Annotated in this window: 14 protein-coding genes; 8 read left to right on the top strand and 6 right to left on the bottom strand. The window is 41.3% G+C overall.

All coding sequences use genetic code 11. The features are described from left to right. Window positions 1-196: 196 nt before the first annotated feature. A complete protein-coding gene (locus ACWF5P_RS12020; RefSeq protein WP_101225038.1) occupies window positions 197-1,630 on the bottom strand; it encodes an aldehyde dehydrogenase family protein in 1,434 nt (477 codons plus the stop codon). Between the two features lie 18 nt (window positions 1,631-1,648). Next, a complete protein-coding gene (locus ACWF5P_RS12015; protein ID WP_101224905.1) occupies window positions 1,649-2,974 on the bottom strand; it encodes an aminotransferase family protein in 1,326 nt (441 codons plus the stop codon). Window positions 2,975-3,380: 406 nt separating this feature from the next. Between ACWF5P_RS12015 and rpoN the strand changes: the two genes are divergently transcribed. Next, window positions 3,381-4,724, top strand: coding sequence for an RNA polymerase factor sigma-54 (rpoN, locus tag ACWF5P_RS12010; protein WP_434168417.1), 1,344 nt, complete (start codon window positions 3,381-3,383; stop codon window positions 4,722-4,724). Between the two features lie 117 nt (window positions 4,725-4,841). Here rpoN and bluB read toward each other — a convergent pair whose 3' ends face one another. The 3 genes from bluB to dacB form a co-directional block, all read right to left on the bottom strand. Next, entirely contained in the window at window positions 4,842-5,483 is a 642-nt protein-coding gene (bluB, locus tag ACWF5P_RS12005; protein ID WP_101224907.1) for a 5,6-dimethylbenzimidazole synthase, read from the bottom strand. 91 nt (window positions 5,484-5,574) lie between these two features. Next, the gene (locus ACWF5P_RS12000) at window positions 5,575-6,180 is read right to left on the bottom strand and encodes a uridine kinase family protein (RefSeq protein ID WP_434168416.1); all 606 of its coding nucleotides are present in this window, start codon (window positions 6,178-6,180) and stop codon (window positions 5,575-5,577) included. Window positions 6,181-6,476: 296 nt separating this feature from the next. Beyond that, on the bottom strand, window positions 6,477-7,898 hold the full coding sequence (dacB, locus tag ACWF5P_RS11995; RefSeq protein ID WP_434169598.1) for a D-alanyl-D-alanine carboxypeptidase/D-alanyl-D-alanine endopeptidase: 1,422 nt from the start codon (window positions 7,896-7,898) through the stop codon (window positions 6,477-6,479). A 303-nt stretch (window positions 7,899-8,201) separates the two neighbouring features. Between dacB and ACWF5P_RS11990 the strand changes: the two genes are divergently transcribed. The 3 genes from ACWF5P_RS11990 (at window position 8,202) to ACWF5P_RS11980 (ending at window position 12,364) form a co-directional block, all read left to right on the top strand. Further along, complete coding sequence (locus tag ACWF5P_RS11990; RefSeq protein ID WP_434168415.1) at window positions 8,202-8,696, top strand: PH domain-containing protein; 495 nt, start codon at window positions 8,202-8,204, stop codon at window positions 8,694-8,696. Beyond that, window positions 8,696-10,168, top strand: a complete 1,473-nt coding sequence (locus tag ACWF5P_RS11985) for a PH domain-containing protein (protein WP_434168414.1) — start codon at window positions 8,696-8,698, stop codon at window positions 10,166-10,168. The genes ACWF5P_RS11990 and ACWF5P_RS11985 overlap by 1 nt, the downstream gene beginning before the upstream one ends. A gap of 201 nt (window positions 10,169-10,369) precedes the next feature. Continuing rightward, window positions 10,370-12,364 carry a methyl-accepting chemotaxis protein gene (locus tag ACWF5P_RS11980; RefSeq protein WP_434168413.1) on the top strand — a complete coding sequence of 665 codons (1,995 nt, stop codon included), beginning with the start codon at window positions 10,370-10,372 and terminating at the stop codon, window positions 12,362-12,364. Window positions 12,365-12,413: 49 nt separating this feature from the next. On the opposite strand, the gene ACWF5P_RS11975 is transcribed toward ACWF5P_RS11980, so the two are convergent. Continuing rightward, a complete protein-coding gene (locus ACWF5P_RS11975) occupies window positions 12,414-12,920 on the bottom strand; it encodes a general stress protein (RefSeq protein WP_241590034.1) in 507 nt (168 codons plus the stop codon). A 163-nt stretch (window positions 12,921-13,083) separates the two neighbouring features. On the opposite strand from ACWF5P_RS11975, the gene ACWF5P_RS11970 reads away from it, so the two are divergent. The 4 genes from ACWF5P_RS11970 to ACWF5P_RS11955 all read left to right on the top strand — a co-directional run bounded on the left by ACWF5P_RS11970 (window position 13,084) and on the right by ACWF5P_RS11955 (window position 17,668). After that, on the top strand, window positions 13,084-14,148 hold the full coding sequence (locus tag ACWF5P_RS11970) for a M20/M25/M40 family metallo-hydrolase (RefSeq protein ID WP_434168412.1): 1,065 nt from the start codon (window positions 13,084-13,086) through the stop codon (window positions 14,146-14,148). 397 nt (window positions 14,149-14,545) lie between these two features. Then, window positions 14,546-15,103 carry a 3D domain-containing protein gene (locus ACWF5P_RS11965; RefSeq protein WP_101224913.1) on the top strand — a complete coding sequence of 186 codons (558 nt, stop codon included), beginning with the start codon at window positions 14,546-14,548 and terminating at the stop codon, window positions 15,101-15,103. A gap of 147 nt (window positions 15,104-15,250) precedes the next feature. Further along, entirely contained in the window at window positions 15,251-16,171 is a 921-nt protein-coding gene (locus tag ACWF5P_RS11960) for a 2-dehydropantoate 2-reductase (RefSeq protein ID WP_434168411.1), read from the top strand. A 228-nt stretch (window positions 16,172-16,399) separates the two neighbouring features. Beyond that, entirely contained in the window at window positions 16,400-17,668 is a 1,269-nt protein-coding gene (locus tag ACWF5P_RS11955; protein ID WP_434168410.1) for a C4-dicarboxylate transporter DctA, read from the top strand. Window positions 17,669-17,871 lie beyond the last annotated feature (203 nt).

The following is a 17,871-nucleotide window of genomic DNA, read 5'->3' as shown; positions in this document are numbered from 1 at the left end:
AAGTTATCTATCTATATATTAGATATGAGCAAGATTCATGCCAGTTTGAAATATTAGGTAACTCACGGTTTTTTGCCCTTTCCTGTCTCATTTAAATTCAGTGCTGAATTAACTATTCATTTTTGCATAACTTATAGGCCAAACTCTTTCAAGATTATAGAAAAAAGAGATGAGCAGCTGCTCACCTCTTTTCTGATTAATTCCGGTTAATAATGACCAATTTCATTTCCGTCATTTCTTCAATTGCATATTTCAGCCCTTCGCGGCCAGTTCCGCTTTTTTTGACTCCGCCATATGGCATGTTGTCGACACGGTAAGTTGGGATATCATTAATGATAACACCGCCGACTTCCAATTTTTCTGCGGCAGAAAGAGCCAGATTGATATTTTCTGTGTAAATCCCGGCCTGCAATCCGAATTCGGAATCATTGACCAAGTCAATCGCTTCCTCAACGGAAGAAACCTTATTGATCAAAACAATTGGAGCGAAGACTTCCTGACAAGATACCTTTAGCATTGCATCCACTTCCAGCAACACAGTTGGATGCAGGATATTTCCTTCAGATTTGCCTCCTGCTGCAACAATCGCACCGTGTTGTTTAGCTTCAGCGATCCAATCCAGGCTTCGCTGTACATCGCCAGCGCTGATCAATGCCGAAATATCCACCGACGGGTCCAAAGAATCTCCAAGTTTCAAGCCATTCGTTGCTTCTGTGAATTTTTTGACGAACTCATCATATACCTCTTCATGAACATATGCACGCTGTAAGGAAATACAGACCTGCCCTTGAAAAGCGAATGCTGCGGATACACAGCGTTGGATGATTTTATCGATATTGATCCCTTTATCAACGATGACAGCCGCATTCGAACCTAGTTCAAGACTCACTTTCTTTAACCCGGCCTTATTGCGGATCCCGATTCCGACAGCCGGACTTCCTGTAAACGAAATGCTCTTTACCCGTGAATCTGTGACTAATTTATCACCGATTACCGAGCCGCTTCCGGTAACTAAATTAAACGCACCTGCCGGCAAATCCGTTTCAGCTAATAGTTCAGCAAGAAATAGCGAAGATAGCGGTGTTTGGCTCGCAGGTTTCAGGACAAGTGTATTTCCGGCAGCAATCGCCGGGCCTACTTTATGGGCAACCAGGTTCATCGGAAAATTAAAAGGCGTAATCGCACCTACGACACCTAGAGGCTCACGGACTGTGTATCCTATTCTTCCTTCTCCGTCAGCTGTAGCATCCATCGTCAATGTTTCTCCATGAATCCGTTTTGCTTCCTCTGCTGCAAATTTATATGTGGCAATCGTCCGGGATACTTCAACCATTGCCGTTTTAATCGGTTTCGCTGCCTCTTTAGCAATTATTTCAGCTGCCTCATCTTTGCGGCTTTCCAAAAGGCTCGCAAGCTTTTCAAGTATGGCAGCACGTTTATGACTAGGTAAAGCTGCCATTGATTTTCTAGCTTGATAGGCTGATTCTATTGCCAACTCGACATCTTCAAGGCTTGCCGAAGGAATCTCCGCTAGAACTTCCCCGCTATAGGGAGACTTTAGTGTCGTGAAATTTTCAGCTTCTTGCCATTTACCATTAATGAATAATTTCTTTTTCAGCGTTTCCGTCATGACCATCACTTTCACCTCTTATAAAATTTCTTTTTCGACAGCAGTAAATGTCTCATCAAGGATTTCAATTATTCTTTCGACTTCCGATTTAGTAATGATTAAAGGAGGTGCGAATACGAGTGTATCTTGATCAAACGTAACAGACCGGCAAATCAAACCATTCTTCGCCGCTTCAGCAACCAGCCTTGGAGCAAGCTGAGTCTCAAAGCCTTCGCCTGTTTGTTTGTCCTTTACGATGGAGATGCCTCCAATTAATCCAAGTGCCCTGACATCACCAATAATCGGATGTTTGCTTTGAAGCTTCTTAAAGCCGGCAAGCAACTCTTCACCACGCTGTTTCGAGTTTTCTATCAGGTTTTCACGTTCAATTATTTCAATATTTTTCAAAGCAACCGCACAAGCCATAGGATGGCCACTGTATGTGTAGCCGTGTAAAAGCGTGCCTTTTGAAAGGGCAATGAAATCCTGATGCATCTTATCATTCAGGACGACCCCGCCTAACTGTGCATATCCGCTTGTCACACCTTTTGCAAAGCACATCATATCAGGTACAACACCAAAGTGTTCAATCCCAAAATAAGTCCCTGTTCTTCCGAAACCTGTAATGACTTCATCCGTCACCATTAAAATGCCGTATTCATTACAAATCTCCCTTACTTCTTTAAAATAGCCTTCAGGAGGAAGGTTCACGCCGCCGGCCCCTTGAATCGGTTCAGCGATAAATGCCGCAATCGTTTCCGGTCCTTCCTGTTCTATGACCTTACGCAACTCCTCAATGGAAGAACCGTCCACATGGTAAAAATCCGGTGCGATTGAATTAGTGAAGTCTCGGAACGGCTTCAGGCCAGTCGCACTTGTGGCTCCCATTGCCACTCCATGATAGGATTTCGAGCGGGAAATGATTTTTTGACGGTTAGGCTGCCCTTTCAAAAGCCAGTAATGTCGAGCAAGCTTGATTGCCGTATCATTCGACTCCGATCCACCTGAAGTGAAGAAAACTGCATTCAAATCCCCAGGAGCGATGGAAGCGATTTTGGCCGCTAAACGGATTGCCGGCTCATTGCTGAAAGTGGCGAAACTTGAGGTGAAAGCTAACTTCGCCATTTGTTCCTTTGCGACATCAGCCATCTCTTCTTGTCCATGTCCAATATTCACATTCCAAAGTGAAGCCATGCCATCAATGACAGTCCTGCCCGTTACATCCGTAAGATATATTCCCTTTCCTTCCTTAAAGATGAAACTTGGACCATCTGCCTGCTGTTGCTCAATTGACGTAGTCGGATGGATAAAATGCTTTTTATCCAAATCGATTAATTCCTGAATACCCGTAGTCTCTTTAATCATGTAAAAAACACCCTTCTCATGTATGGATTTTTTTCAAGCTAGTTTATTTTTTATATTTATATATATAGATATAGCAAGATGCATGCCAAATTATATGAGCCTTATATTAAAGGTATTCAAGTTAATATGATTCATAAGTGAATCATTAGGAGCGCGTGTTAATTCATATACAAATCATTTGATTCGAATTTGAATCACTCAACTCCCATTCATTAAATTAAATCTTAATTTACACAAATTTTTGAATCCCCCTCTTTATTTTTTAATTGATGTTACAAAACCTGACACACAATCTTGAATTTTCGGAAGATTTGTATTATTATCATGTTAATATTTTTTCATTCCTTTTGAACCGCTATGTTAATCTAAACGAAAGAAGTTGATATATATGCAGGTAGGATTTGAAATGTACCAAAAACAAACATTGAAATTGTCATTAACACCTGAATTACAGCAATCAATCAATATCCTTCAATATTCCTCCCATGAACTGATAGATTTCCTGAACCGACAGGCTTACGAAAATCCCGTTCTCGAAATTAGCTTTAAAGAACCCCTCGCATCATTTTCTGAATCTAGCATTCATACACATAAAATAAATTCTCAGATACGGTCCTATAAAAGTAAAAGTTTTAACGGAGACAATGATTACAACCCTATCAATAATTATTCAATCAACACAGAAACACTGGAAAGCCATTTACTGGAACAATTGAGTTTACTAAGTTCATTGAAAGCATTTGAAAAGAGAATTCTCCAATTCTTGATTGGGAACTTAAATGAATATGGATTTCTTGAATTGGATGCCAATTGGGCTGCCTCTCATTTTTCCGTGTCCGTGGACGAAATCGAAAATATGATTCAAGTATTGCAGTCCCTTGACCCCATTGGAGTCGGGGCTAAAGATCTGACCGACTGTTTACTCATTCAGCTGCGTGAGCATGAGGATTACAATGAATTGGCGTATAAGATCGTTAAAAAGCATTTAACGGATTTAGCAGAAAAACGCTACAGGAAAATTGCCGGTCTTTACCAGGTGACCGTTCAGGAAGTACAAGAGACCTCGGATTTCATCCGTACGTTAAACCCGCGTCCAGTCAGTCACTTTTCCAATGATATGACTCATTACATAGTTCCGGATGTTTACGTGGAAAAAGATAAAGAAGGTTTTCTGATAACGGTCAACAATAGCTGCATGCCTAAACTTTCCATCAATCCTTTCTACAAGAACCACGTTGCTATGAATTCAGTTAATCCAGCTAAAGATTATATAAAGGGGCACATAAATGATGCCCAATTACTTTTAAAAGGGCTTGAGCAAAGGCAAATGACACTTTATAAAGTGACAGCATCAATCGTGGACGAACAGCGAGAGTTTTTCATGAAGGGAATTACTGGATTAAAACCTATGACACTGAAAGACATTTCGGAAAAACTTCAGCTTCATGAATCAACGATCAGCAGGGCGACGAGCAATAAATATATCCAGACGCCGCATGGCCTCTTTAAACTAAGGAACTTCTTTACTAGAGGGTTACACCGCGTGAACAGCCAAGCAACCGAATCAACGACCACCATCAAAGAAAAAATAAAGGTATTGATTGCCGATGAAGATAAGATAAGGCCTTTTTCAGATCAGAAACTTTGTCAAATATTCGAAAATGAAGGAACGAAGATCTCCCGTCGTACTATTGCAAAATACCGTGAAGATCTCGGTATACCGGGATCTTCAAAACGGCGCAGGTTTTAACTTAAAAAGACTCTTACAAAAGATGTATCTTTCGTAAGAGTCTTTTATGTCTTCATCACAACCAAAAAGCCCTGAACCAGAGCTTAATAAAAAGTTTTGGAATCTTAATATATCGTTTTATTTATTACCCCATTTATCCTCGAAAATAAGTTCATCCATCGGCCTTCTTTTTTCCCAATTAGCAAGTTCAAGAATGGGCTTATCCGGATATTGATCCGTATAGCCAATCGACAGGAGTGCAACGGGTTCTACATGCGGCGGAATCTCCAAAATATCACGAATATCATTTTTCTTATAAAAGCTTACCCACCCCATTGCCAATCCTTCCGCACAGGCAGCCAGCCACATATTTTGAATTGCGCAGGCTGTGGATAGAATATCGGTTTCCGGAATGGAGTTCCTCCCTAAAACATGGGAGCCGCCCCGTGTCGGGTCGCATGTAACACAAATGGTGTATGGTGCTTCTTTTAACCCTTCCACTTTCAAACTAAGAAACTTATTTTCTTTACCTCCTTCATAATGAATAGCGAGTGCCCTTCTTTCTTTATCCGCTGCCCATGCCAAACTGTTCTTGGTTTCCTGAGACGAAATCACGATGAAACTCCAAGGTTGCATGAATCCTACAGACGGCGCATGATGTGCAGCATCCAAAATTCTCCGGAGTATATCCTTTGCAATTGGCTTTGGCAAAAAACTCCTGATATCCCTACGGTTATAAATGGCTTTATATACGGCAGCTTGTTCTTCATTAGTAAACATAGTTTCCCCCCTGTTTCCGGCTCCCCAGAAATTTATCTAAACATACAATCTATTTTATAGGTAAACCCTTACAATTAAAATATCCCCGGATTCATCTCGTTCCGTCCACAACAAGATTCGCTCTTTCTTGAGGCCTTTGGGCACCCACATAGAGATCTTCATGAACCATCCAATTATCCTCCCACATTTGACGAGCATCTTCACCATCCCGCTCAAGGCCACGTTTCAAACGCTGATCACGTGGACATTCCACCCAAATCGTGAAATCATGGTACCCTGCCAATTCATTACGGATAGAATACGTTCCTTCTATTATGACAAGGCCCTCAGCAGGAACCTCATGCCATTCGGCCATAGTGTCCGTTTCCCAATCATACCTTTGATACCTTCCTTCTCCTCCCTCCGTAAGCGGTTTCAGGATTTGGTTACAAACACGTTCCCAATCATAATCCGCTCCAATCGGCTTTTGGGATGGAGGCAGTTGAACCCTATCCGATGATGGCAAATAAAAGTCATCCATATGTACGACCGCGCTGCCCGGACATTCTGCTTGGATACGGGCAGCGAGTGTACTTTTTCCAGACCCGCCCCGGCCATCTATGGCCAATATAGAGAGAAATCGTTCTTTGGAAATTTCATGAATTTTAGTTATAAGACTGCTAATCGTATACGGTCCATTAAGTATTGGAAAGTTCATAAGCATTCCCCCTATACTACTTATTTCTATTCATCCTCCCTTAAATTCCTTCCTTGAGGGGATAAAATGAAAAAACTAAAATGAAGGTACTGTTATTAGTTTCAAACAAAAAATAGATTTGGTCCATCACTAAAAAAACGTTTAAGGTTCTTCGAACAGAAGTAAGCTAGGCAGGGTATACTCCTCTTGGATTACAGACGTTTCACTAACAGTCTTGGTAACTATATAAAAATGATTAGGCTGAAGCCGACCTTTTTCTCGCATATCCTGAACTTCAACTTAGCTTTCCATGAATATTAATGGCCGCTTTCCAATAGGTTTTCCTGTTCTGCGAGCATTACGGCTATCTTATCCTGAATTGCCGTAATACCTTTTTCTTCGATAAAATTATTCAAGATGATTGAAAATATGATTTTTTCCCCTCTTTTGGTCGTCACATAACCTGATAAGGAGCTCGTTCCTGAAATCGTCCCTGTTTTCGCCCGAACATTCCCGGCTGCAAGTGTCCCTTTCATCCTCTTTCTAAGCGTACCGCCCACCATTCGATTTTCGTTGCCTGCAATCGGTAGAGCATTCAAGTAAGCAGGAAACCACGTTTTTTCCTGAACGGCATACAGCAGCTTCGTTATTTCATTCGCTGGAATCATATTGACTTGGGAAATTCCAGATCCATCACGCATCATGATCGTTTGCATATCGAGACCCATACTCTTCAGCTGATTTTGAGTAACCTTCAAACCATCCTTCCAGCTTCCCTCCCCTTCTGCCTCTTTGCCCATTTCCTTTACCAAAACCTCGGCATGGCTGTTATTGCTCAATTTCATGAAAGGAATAAGCAGCTGTGAAAGCGGCATGGACTGATGAGTGGCAATCATGTCCGCTCCTACTGGCGTTTTCCCTTTTTTCCTTTTTCCCAACACTTTAATTCCATGTTTCTTCATTGATTTTTCAAATAGGCTCAGCGCATATTCTGTGGGATCTTCCACAGAAATCCACTCTTTGGTCACCCCGGCATCTTCCGGAATGGTACCGGTCACCGTAATGACTTGTGTGCCATGAGACCGTTCAACTTCAATTTTGTTATTAGCGTCAGCCGATACAGTTTTCGTTTTGTTGATGACCTTCACGTAATCGGTTTCAGGCTCCAGCTTCACCGTTGCCCTCTTCCCAGCCTTTTCCGCTGGGGTCATTTCCACGATGATGGTACCGGTATCGTAATCTTCATTCGGGGAAGCGGTTAAAGCCGAAACGGCTGCACCGTAATATTCCTGTTCATCGCTCCAAACTAAGTCTTGGGAATAACGAACATCATCATACCAAGAATCATCGCCTATAAGATCCCCGTGAACGAACTTAACTTGCCTGTGCTTCAGTGAAGCTGCCAGCTCATCAAAATCCTTTTCCAATAATGTGGGATCTCCTTTTCCCTTCAGATATACATTGCCCTGCAGAACATGGCCAACCTGCACTCCTTTTATGTATAGTTCCGTTTGAAAAACATGATCTTCCCCTAAAGTTTCCAGCGCAGCTGCTGCAGTCAAAAGCTTAAGGTTCGAAGCAGGCCGCAATCTCGTTTGCGACCCCCGTTCATAAATCACTTCCCCCGTTTCAGCTGAACGGATGGAAATTCCCGTCAACGCCCCATCCAGTCCTGGCGAATGCTCCAATATTCTTTGAATTTCCTGCCCTAGGTTTCCATCATCATTCGCAGCCTGCATCGATTCTCCATTAAAAAAACAAATCAAAAACAGGAAGAATATAAAACTCAACTTCCTTTTATACGTCAAACCTATCACTCCCACTCTAGAAACTCACCACTTCTATCTTGTCCATTTTTCGATCATATAAAAAGAAAAGATCCACTAGAAAACTCCTTATTTATACATACTCGGGAAACTGCAGGATTATTCGGCCGCCACTCCATGGTATGCGGCTGCTAATTTCTATACATGTACCTATAATAGGGAACTTTTTTGCAAGATAATCCGTATAAGTATAAAGACATAGTAAGGAGTGAATATATGTATTCCAAGATACAGCCACCAACGAAGAAAATATCCAAAGAATCAGTGAAGGTGTGGCGGATGACCGAAGCCATTACCAATCTCATTATCCTCGCCGTCCTTGGCATCCTATTATTTGTTGATGATTATTTCACTTGGAAAGAATGGATTGGATGGATTTTAAACGGACTTATCGTATTATCTTTTATCCATGCTATCTGGTCCATCTTCATTGAACCGATACTGTTGCAAAAGTATTGGCGTTACGACGTGAACGAAGAATTCATTCAAACAAAGCGTGGAGCCTGGAGTGAAACGCATGAACTCATTCCGATGACGAAGGTTCAATCCGTCAAATTGAACCAAGGACCGTTTTTGCGAAAATACAACCTTTATTCCCTAAGCATCGGAACAATGGGCGACTCTCATGACATACCAGCCATCCCCGAGAAGGAAGCGTATGAATTACGAGATAAAATTGCCCATTTCGCGAAAATTAAGGAAGTGGATTAATGATGGAAGAACAAGCAAAACGATTACACCCTATCAAAATCCCTTTCGAATTTTGGAAATTGCTGAAAGGAAATGTATTTTTCATAATCATGCTTTATGTCTTGAATTTCGGTTCTGAAAAGATGTATATGAAGGTACTCCAAATCGGCTTTCTAGTTTATCTGGTTTGGAAAGTCATTTCTGTCATCCTTAAATGGTATACATACAAATACCAAATCAAAGAAGGTACCTTATATATTACTTCAGGGCTTGTCTCAAAATCGTATCGAACTGTCCCGCTTCATAAGGTTCAGAATGTCCAGCAACGCACGACGTTATTTCATAAGATTTTCAGATTGACCTCTTTAACATTCGAAACGGGGATGACAGGTGATCAGGGTAGTGTACCTTTCCAGATGATTTCCCGAAAAGAGGCCGAACGGCTTGAGGGGGAATACGCTTCAAAACAGGAACTTCCGGTTAACGAAGCGGATATTCCCGAAGAACGAATTGCTGAGGATATGGAACCAGCCAATGAAAAAACGATTCATTTCACGCCAAGCAAACAAGATGTGCTGAAAGCTTCCTTTACATCACTCAGTTTCCTGGCTCTTATCCCGATATTGGCTACTTTATATAATACACTCGATGATTTTATCGATTTGGAGAATGCCGAAGGGTTTCTTGCCAAGTTATTGGATTCATGGTGGATCATTACCATCGTTTTTGCAGGCCTCATATGTGTCGCCGTTGCCTTCGGAATCGTTTCCACATTCGTTAAATATGGAAAATATGAAATTTCATCCGATCATGAGCGCATATATATCAAGAAAGGCGTACTGGACGAATCTGCTTTTTCCATTCGGAAAGAAAAAGTACAAGCAGTCGAAATCACCCAATCAATCATTAAAAGATTGCTAGGGTTGGCAGAAGTGAAACTGATCAGTGCAGGAAGCACCGGTGATGAAGAGCTGGAAACGAACACCCTCTATCCTTTTTTATCAATTGAACGGGCATATGGGATGGTAGAAGAGATTTTACCCGCTTATAAAGTGGAACGATCAATGAAGTCACTATCGAAACAGGCCTTCAAAATTCGAATGCTGCGGCCCAGCTTTTTCTGGATTCTCACAACATTGGCAATCTATTATTTCAACGTCTCCCTATGGTATATCTCACTGATTCTACTCGTTCTCATTTATACATTGAGAATAATGGATTACAAAAATAGCCGTTACTTAATAAATGATGAGTTCATTCAGTTCAAAGCCGGAAGTTTGGAAACATCACTATTCATAACCAAAAGGAGCAAGGTCATTCAAATTGAGGTGGAACGTTCGAAGTTGCAAAAGCTTTTCGGGCTTGCCACAATTGAAACGATCAACCGCTCCAAGCCTGTACACCATACAAAGCTCCAAGATGTATCCGTTGAATACGCAGACGAGTTTTACACATGGTATATGGACAGGACAAAAAATATCCAAGTCGAATAGTAATATTGAAATGAAAGAGTTGACGACGGCAGTCAACTCCTTTTTTATCCTCTATATCCCACTCCCTTCCACCTTTGCACTTCATGACAAAATTAATATTGGAATTTTCTAACTTAATCACTTCAAAAACGCGAAAGAAGACCGAAATATCAAATAGAAGCCAAAATTAATTAGAAGTTTATAAGAAGGAGGTTTTTCCAAATGAGAAGACTGACAGACTGGTATTTTAATTCACTAAAAAAACAAATATTGATTCCCTTTTTAGCTTTGATCATGATAAGCGGAATGGTCATTTCTTACATGAGCTATAAAAATAGTATCGAGTTGACGACCCAGGAACTTACCGGAACGACGGAGGAACAAGTCAAGTCAATGAACGATTCTTTCGAGACCTTCTTTCAAAAAACGGAAAATCAATTGGATAGAATCAGTAAATATCCTATCATGATTTCTTATGATAAGAACCTCGAATCCATAATGGATGAATTTTCTTATACGCAAACCAGTAACTCTGAAATAAATGGTATATATCTCGGCACAGAGAAGGATGGAAAAGCATTTATATTCCCAGAAACTGAATTGCCGGCTGACTACGACCCAAGACAGAGGGATTGGTATCAATCCGCATTAAAACAAAAAAACAAGACCATTTGGACGGAACCTTATACCGATCAGGCTACGAATGAGCTTGTCATTACGGCAGCAAAAGCCATATATGATGATCGTGATGAATTAATAGGCGTGCTCGGTGTCGACATCTCGATCGATACATTGATCACGATGGTCAATAAAACGAAATTCGGCGAAACGGGCTATACAGTTTTGCTGGATCAGAAAGGGTCATTCGTTACACATCCAGACAAGAAAAAAATTCAACAGGATATATCAAAGGAAAATATTTTCAAAAAAATGAAAAGTGAATCCGGATCAATGATCGAGGAATTTGAAGGGCAAAGCCGGATCGTCGGATACGCCACAAATCCTACCACTGGATGGAGAATAGCAGGTGTAATGGAGGAAAATGAAGTGAAAGTCCGAGCAAGCCCGATGATAATCGATAATATCATCACACTTTTGATTGTCTTTACCGTCACTGCACTATCTGCCATCTTCATCACCCGTTCTTTAACAAATCCCATTAAAAAGCTGCAGGAATCCATAAGAAAAATGGCTAACGGCGATTTCACATCCAGGAATTCCATTTCCAGAAAAGATGAGATAGGCCAACTTGCAGAAGACACCAGCTTAATGACGAGGAATATGAGTCATATGTTAGGAGTTGTCAACAACCTTTCCGATAAAGTATCGGATTCCTCCATGACGCTAGTGGCTAGTGCCGATGAAAATTCAGCGGCAGCTAACGAGGTGGCCATGACGATGGAACAAATAGCAGCCGGTGCCATAGACCAAATCGAAGTTGGGCAGAATAACGAAAAGGCCGTAAAGCTATTGGCTGACAAAATCAATGATCTTGAGGCGCAAACGGGCAAAATGGCCACGGAATCCGAAAATATGTTCAAGGCTTCCGAAAACGGAATCACTCAAGTACAAGGCCTGAAACAACAATTCAATGAGACGTCCATGATATCCAATAAGATGAGTACGGCAGTCAAATCATTGGATGCACGATCCAATGATATTAGTGCGATCGTAAAAACCATAAGCGGGATTGCAGGACAAACGAATTTACTAGCCCTGAATGCTGCCATCGAAGCAGCCAGGGCTGGTGAACACGGAAAAGGGTTTGCAGTCGTTGCCGATGAAGTGAAGAAATTGGCCGAACAGACGGAAAACTCACTGAAAGAAATCTCTCAAATCATTCAAGCCATGCAAACCGATACAACCAATACCGTTCATTTGATTGATCAAGTCAATCAAAAAATCCATCTTCAGGATACTTCTGTAACGGATACGGAAAATGCCTTCAGTCACATTGCATCCATCATCGCGAACACATTCAGCAATTTTGACGAAATCAAAAAGATGATGAACGATATGGTAAACGAGGTCACACGGATGGCGGGCAATGCAGAAAAATTAAATTCGATCAGTCAGGAAACTGCAGCGGGAACTGAAGAAGTATCTGCTTCCGTGGAACAAACGAATGCTTCCATGGAACAATTAAATGCCCTGGCTAGTGAATTGGATGCCCTATCCCAGGAAATGCACAAAGAAATAAAGAAATTCACATTCTAATCAAAAAAAGGACGGGTCCTAAGGGATCCGTCCTTTTTTAACTTACGACCTATAGAGTTCTTCTACCGTTCGTTAGCGTTTCATCGGTTTCCGTTATTCCTGAGTAAGAAGAACTGGATTTTCTCGCATCCGAATCGACTAACACAAGCAGCTTGCCACTCTTTACATCCGCTTCATAACGATTCGCCTCGTCTTCAGGTATGCCCATACCGATTAATGTACCGGCCAATCCTCCTGTACCAGCACCTACAGCCGCTCCGGCTAATGTTGCAGCAAGCGGTCCAGCTGCCAGTACCGGTCCGATTCCCGGAATCGCCAACGCTCCCACACCAGCTAATAATCCTGCAGCACCGCCCAAAATACCTCCGGTCGCCGCACCTGCTGCGAGCCCCTCCTCAACTTTTGTACCCGTTTCTTCATTCACTGCATTTAATTCTTCTTTATCTTTAGCTACCACTGAAATATCTTCACGATCATATCCTTGGGCCTGTAATGACTCAACAGCCTTTATGGCTTCTTCTCCAGTTTCATATACACCAATTATACGTTTATCCATATCTATCATCCTCCTTAAAGAATGTAAATTGTCGCTCCCCCTTTACATACCCCAGAGGATGAAAGTGCTAAACGTTAATTAACAGGAAAAAAATTTTGAGTTAACCCTTTCTCAGAAAGGGTATATATAATCATAGTATGCATATTTTTAGGAGGTTTTCTTTTTGCTCATCGAGTTACTTAAAGATTTAGTATCTATCGACAGTTCATCGAAAGAAGGAGCTAACCAAGCAGTTGATTACTGTGCGGACTGGCTTAAAGATCAAGGAATTACCGTGAATGTGATCGTAAATAACGGTTATAAGATGCTTGTAAGCGAGATTGGCAGCGGAGATAAAACCCTAATTTGGAATGGCCATGTCGATGTTGTCAGCGGAACGCCGGATCAGTTTTTCCCTGAGATTCATGAAGGAAACTTATATGGACGCGGGACAGCCGATATGAAAGCTGGAGTTGCAGGGATGTTGTGTGCATTTACCGAACTGAAGGATAAGGACTTAGGTTTGAAAATCCAGCTTCAGATCGTATCGGATGAAGAGATTGGCGGGTTGAACTGTTCCGGATATTTAGCGAAACATGGTTATATAGGGGACTTTGTGATTTGTGCTGAACCGACGCAATTGGGTATCGGGCTCCAGGCAAAGGGTGCCCTTCGTATCGATATTGAAGTATCCGGCAAATCCGCACACGGAAGCCGGCCATGGGAAGGCGTGAATGCAATTGAAAAGGCCTATGATCTTTATCAAAAAATAAAGGAACTTCCTTTCACCCGGGAGCATACTCCCCTTTACGCTTCACCTTCACTTAACCTAGCAAAAATAAAAGGTGGGGAGGTCTATAATAAGGTACCGGATGCCTGTTTGCTAAGTCTTGATATTCGCTATCTTCCTACGCAAACAATGGAAGATATCATTGCTCAGATCGAAAGTGTGACAGGAAATAATGTCCACCTTAATATGTACAGTAAACCTGTAAAAACCGAAGAGTCAGACCCATTCATCACTCTGCTCCGTCCGATTATCGAAAGAAACACCAAGCAAGACGCTGTCATTTTTGGACAACATGGCTCCGCAGATACCGTCTTTTTTGCGGCATATGATATCCCAGCGATTGAATTCGGACCAAAAGGTGAGAACTGGCATGGAGATAGGGAATGCGTCAATCTTGAATCGGTAGCAGTCTATCAAAAAATGCTTGTCGATTTCGCTTCTGAATTTGTTTTACATTAATCCAAATCATGAAAAAAGCCGGCATCACATAGATGTCGGCTTTTTTCATGTTCCGCATATCCTCTCCTACTAAAATAAACAGCATTCAATCGTCTATTATTACGTTGTTTTTTTACAAAATATACAGGACTTTAAAACCAGGGATTACACGTCCATATATTACCTCATTAAACAGGATACGCCATTACATCAACACTATTTAACAAAAATACGCTTATACTGACATAATAAATAATATATTTACATTTCTTAGATAAGTACTTTTGACCTAGTTTATATTACATTTATTTATCAAGGGAAACCTTTTTGTAACACAATTACTATTCCACCGAAACATTATTGTCATAAAGACCTGTTATTCTAAGTCTACGATTTAAAACAAAGGAGACTATTCATTTTGAAAAAAATACTACTTCCACTATTCACTGCTTTCTTTTTGGTATTTAGTTTTTCCGGAGTTTCATCGGCTGCTACTACTACATACAAAGTTAAAAGCGGCGACACACTATGGGGTATCGCCAATAAACATAATATAACAGTCAATCAACTCAAAAGTTGGAACAACCTGAAAAAAGATAACATCCATCCAAAACAAGTTTTAAAGGTCAAGAAAACATCGACCGCAGCTAAACCTAAAGCTAAAACATCATCATCATCAAAAAAATATAAAACGATCACGGTGAAGGCAACAGCATACACAGCAAACTGCAAAGGCTGCAGCGGGATTACAGCATCGGGTCTTAACTTAAAGAAAAACCCTAACGTAAAAGCAATCTCAGTCGACCCTAAAGTCATTCCACTTGGAACAAAAGTTCATGTAGAAGGATACGGGGATGCCATTGCTGCAGATAAAGGCGGCGCAATCAAAGGTAATAAAATTGACGTCTTCTACTCTTCTCACTCAAAAGCTATCAATTGGGGCAGAAAAACCGTTAAAGTAAAAATCTATAAATAATGATAAGCACCAGCCTGAAACCTTTCAGGCTGTTTTTTTGTTTTTCCCATTCTTGCAAACAACTAAACAACCAGTTACCGTCAAACGGAAAATATTTACCGAAAATTCAGTCAATGTTATGATTAGTATATCTTAATCAAAAGAGAGGTGTGCGCTTTGAATATTGTCATTATAGGGGCAGGGGCACTCGGCTCCTACTTTGGGGGCAGGTTGCAGCAGGCCGGGCAGGATGTTCAATACCTTGTCCGAAAAAACCGCGCTAAACAATTGAAGGAAAACGGGATCAGCTTAACCAGCCCACATGGAAACTACCAATTCAACGACCTTCATATCACAGAGAATGTAAATGATATAGAAAAGGTCGATCTTGTGATTCTCGCTGTAAAAGGCCAGCATCTGCCAGGCACTCTTACAGATTTAAAGGTGCTTGTTGAAAGGGGCGCAAAGGTCCTCCCGCTTTTGAATGGGTTGGAACATGTATCCATTTTACAGGACGAACTGGGCGAAGAAGCCGTCTTGGGAGGAAGCGCCTTCATCATAGCAACCCTTGATGAAAAAGGTCATGTCATTCACTCCAATGAAAATCACGATTTAATCTATGGCCCGCTTCATCCGTCACAAAAAAAGGTTTGTGATGAATTCGAACAGGCTACCGGATCAGCTATCATGAAGGCAAGCAGAACGGAAAACATATTGATCAGGATGTGGATCAAATATATGTTCATCACCGCTTTTTCCGGTGTGACAACTGCATCTAACCTCCCTATCGGCACGATACGGAGATTCCCGGAAACCAATGGATTGCTAGAAAAGGTCCTTGTTGAAATGAAGGAGCTTGCAAATGCTTATGACGTCGGTATTACTGTGGAGAATATTGCTCAAGCGTTAGAAAACATGGCAGGTTTACCTGACGAATCCACCTCTTCCATGCACCAGGACCGCCGGAAGGGCCTAACCCTCGAAGTGGAACATTTACAGGGCGGTGCACTGCGCCTTGCCGAAAAGGCAGGTTTGAAACTTCCTGTGATCGGAACCCTATATGCACTCATAAAACCTTTTGAAAATTGATTTTCGCCAATACCGGTGCTCCACCGGTATTTTTTTTTGCAGCTTAGTAATCTATCTATATCCTAATGGCACTTTTAATTCCTCTTCTTCCCTTCAGTTATTAAAAATCCCCAAGACCAAAAAGAACAAAAAGAAAACAATATCACCAAAAGAATATTCTGATTCTTTCTTCTGTTACACTATTACCAAGTTAAGAAAGCGCTATCATATAATAAAGGAGAATGCACCTTGAAAATATTAAAAAATCTAACAGTTCAGGTCATCATCGGTATCATTCTGGGTATAACAGTCGGTTTCTTCTTCCCTGCTTTCGGTGAACAACTGAAGATATTAGCTGATTTATTTATTAAAATGATTAAAATGGTCATTGCACCAATCATCTTCTTAACCGTCGTAATCGGAATTGGCGGTATGGGTGATATGAAAAAGGTTGGCCGCATCGGCGGAAAGGCCCTGCTCTATTTTGAGATCGTTACCACTTTCGCACTTGCCATCGGTATCATCGTAGTCAATCTGCTGGGACCTGGTAAAGGCTTTAACATCGATTCAGTCGAGGGCGGAGATGTATCACAATATACAACAGCCGCTTCCGAAACGGAACATGGAGCCATTGCTTTCATTTCTAATATCATTCCTGATAATGCCGTTGCAGCACTGGCCGGCGGAGACTTACTCCCTATTCTATTCTTTGCCGTATTATTCGGATTATCAATGGCGGCAATGGGACCGAAAGTGCAGCCAGTCGTTTCTTTCTTTCAGCATATTGCCGACATTTTCTTCGGCATAGTAGGTATGATCATGAAAGTTTCTCCATTGGCCGCATTTGGAGCAATGGCTTATACAATCGGTAAGTTTGGCCTTGGTTCTTTAACCTCGTTAGGACAATTAATGGGCAGCGTATATATCACAATGGCACTATTCATCATACTAATCCTTGGCTCGATCGCAAAAATGTACGGCTTTAATATTTTCAAGTTCATTGCCTATATAAAAGAAGAGATCCTCTTAGTTTTAGGAACATCTTCGTCGGAATCCGCCCTGCCAAGCGTGATGAAAAAACTCGAAAAATACGGTTGCTCAAAATCGGTAGTCGGTTTGGTTGTCCCAACAGGTTATTCTTTCAACCTTGATGGCACATCCATCTACTTATCCATGGCTGCAATTTTCATCGCTCAAGCATATGGTGTCGATTTAAGCATCTGGCAGGAATTGACCCTTCTGGGAATCTTGATGTTGACATCCAAAGGTGCTGCTGGTGTAACGGGATCCGGTTTCATTACCCTTGCTGCAACATTAGCTGCCTTCCCAATGATTCCAGTTGAAGGAATGGCATTACTACTGGGAGTCGACCGCTTCATGTCTGAAGCACGTGCCATCACCAACCTAATCGGTAACAGTGTTGCTACAGTGGTCATTTCTAAATCAGAAGGTGAATTCAATCCAAACCAAGCCATCTCAGGTGATATGAATGAAGTGGCCGTCTCATCGGAAAAATAATCGAACACTAATGAAGAGGTGTGTAACTTGCACCTCTTTTTTTTATTGCTCCCTTTCTATCAATTAGCCAATTTTCTATAAATAGCCAATCAAATAAATTTCAGAATCAGTGAAAAGTGTTTATACTTTTATGTAACAGGTAAAAGTATAAAGTTAAAAGTTTTAGTAGTTTGATGGATTTAACCAAATTAGGAGGTTTTATC

It is taken from the genome of Peribacillus sp. NPDC055009 (genome assembly GCF_053608705.1).
The sequence above is the reverse complement of the archived record's forward strand: the minus strand, read 5'-3'. Positions and strand labels throughout refer to the sequence as shown.

Bases quoted from the DNA above. Each gene is read 5' to 3' on its own strand.
- ACWF5P_RS12020 (WP_101225038.1), bottom strand. From the start codon at position 1,630: ATGACGGAAACGCTGAAAAAGAAATTATTCATTAATGGTAAATGGCAA.
- ACWF5P_RS12015 (WP_101224905.1), bottom strand. From the start codon at position 2,974: ATGATTAAAGAGACTACGGGTATTCAGGAATTAATCGATTTGGATAAA.
- rpoN (WP_434168417.1), top strand. From the start codon at position 3,381: ATGTACCAAAAACAAACATTGAAATTGTCATTAACACCTGAATTACAG.
- bluB (WP_101224907.1), bottom strand. From the start codon at position 5,483: ATGTTTACTAATGAAGAACAAGCTGCCGTATATAAAGCCATTTATAAC.
- ACWF5P_RS12000 (WP_434168416.1), bottom strand. From the start codon at position 6,180: ATGAACTTTCCAATACTTAATGGACCGTATACGATTAGCAGTCTTATA.
- dacB (WP_434169598.1), bottom strand. From the start codon at position 7,898: ATGCAGGCTGCGAATGATGATGGAAACCTAGGGCAGGAAATTCAAAGA.
- ACWF5P_RS11990 (WP_434168415.1), top strand. From the start codon at position 8,202: ATGTATTCCAAGATACAGCCACCAACGAAGAAAATATCCAAAGAATCA.
- ACWF5P_RS11985 (WP_434168414.1), top strand. From the start codon at position 8,696: ATGATGGAAGAACAAGCAAAACGATTACACCCTATCAAAATCCCTTTC.
- ACWF5P_RS11980 (WP_434168413.1), top strand. From the start codon at position 10,370: ATGAGAAGACTGACAGACTGGTATTTTAATTCACTAAAAAAACAAATA.
- ACWF5P_RS11975 (WP_241590034.1), bottom strand. From the start codon at position 12,920: ATGGATAAACGTATAATTGGTGTATATGAAACTGGAGAAGAAGCCATA.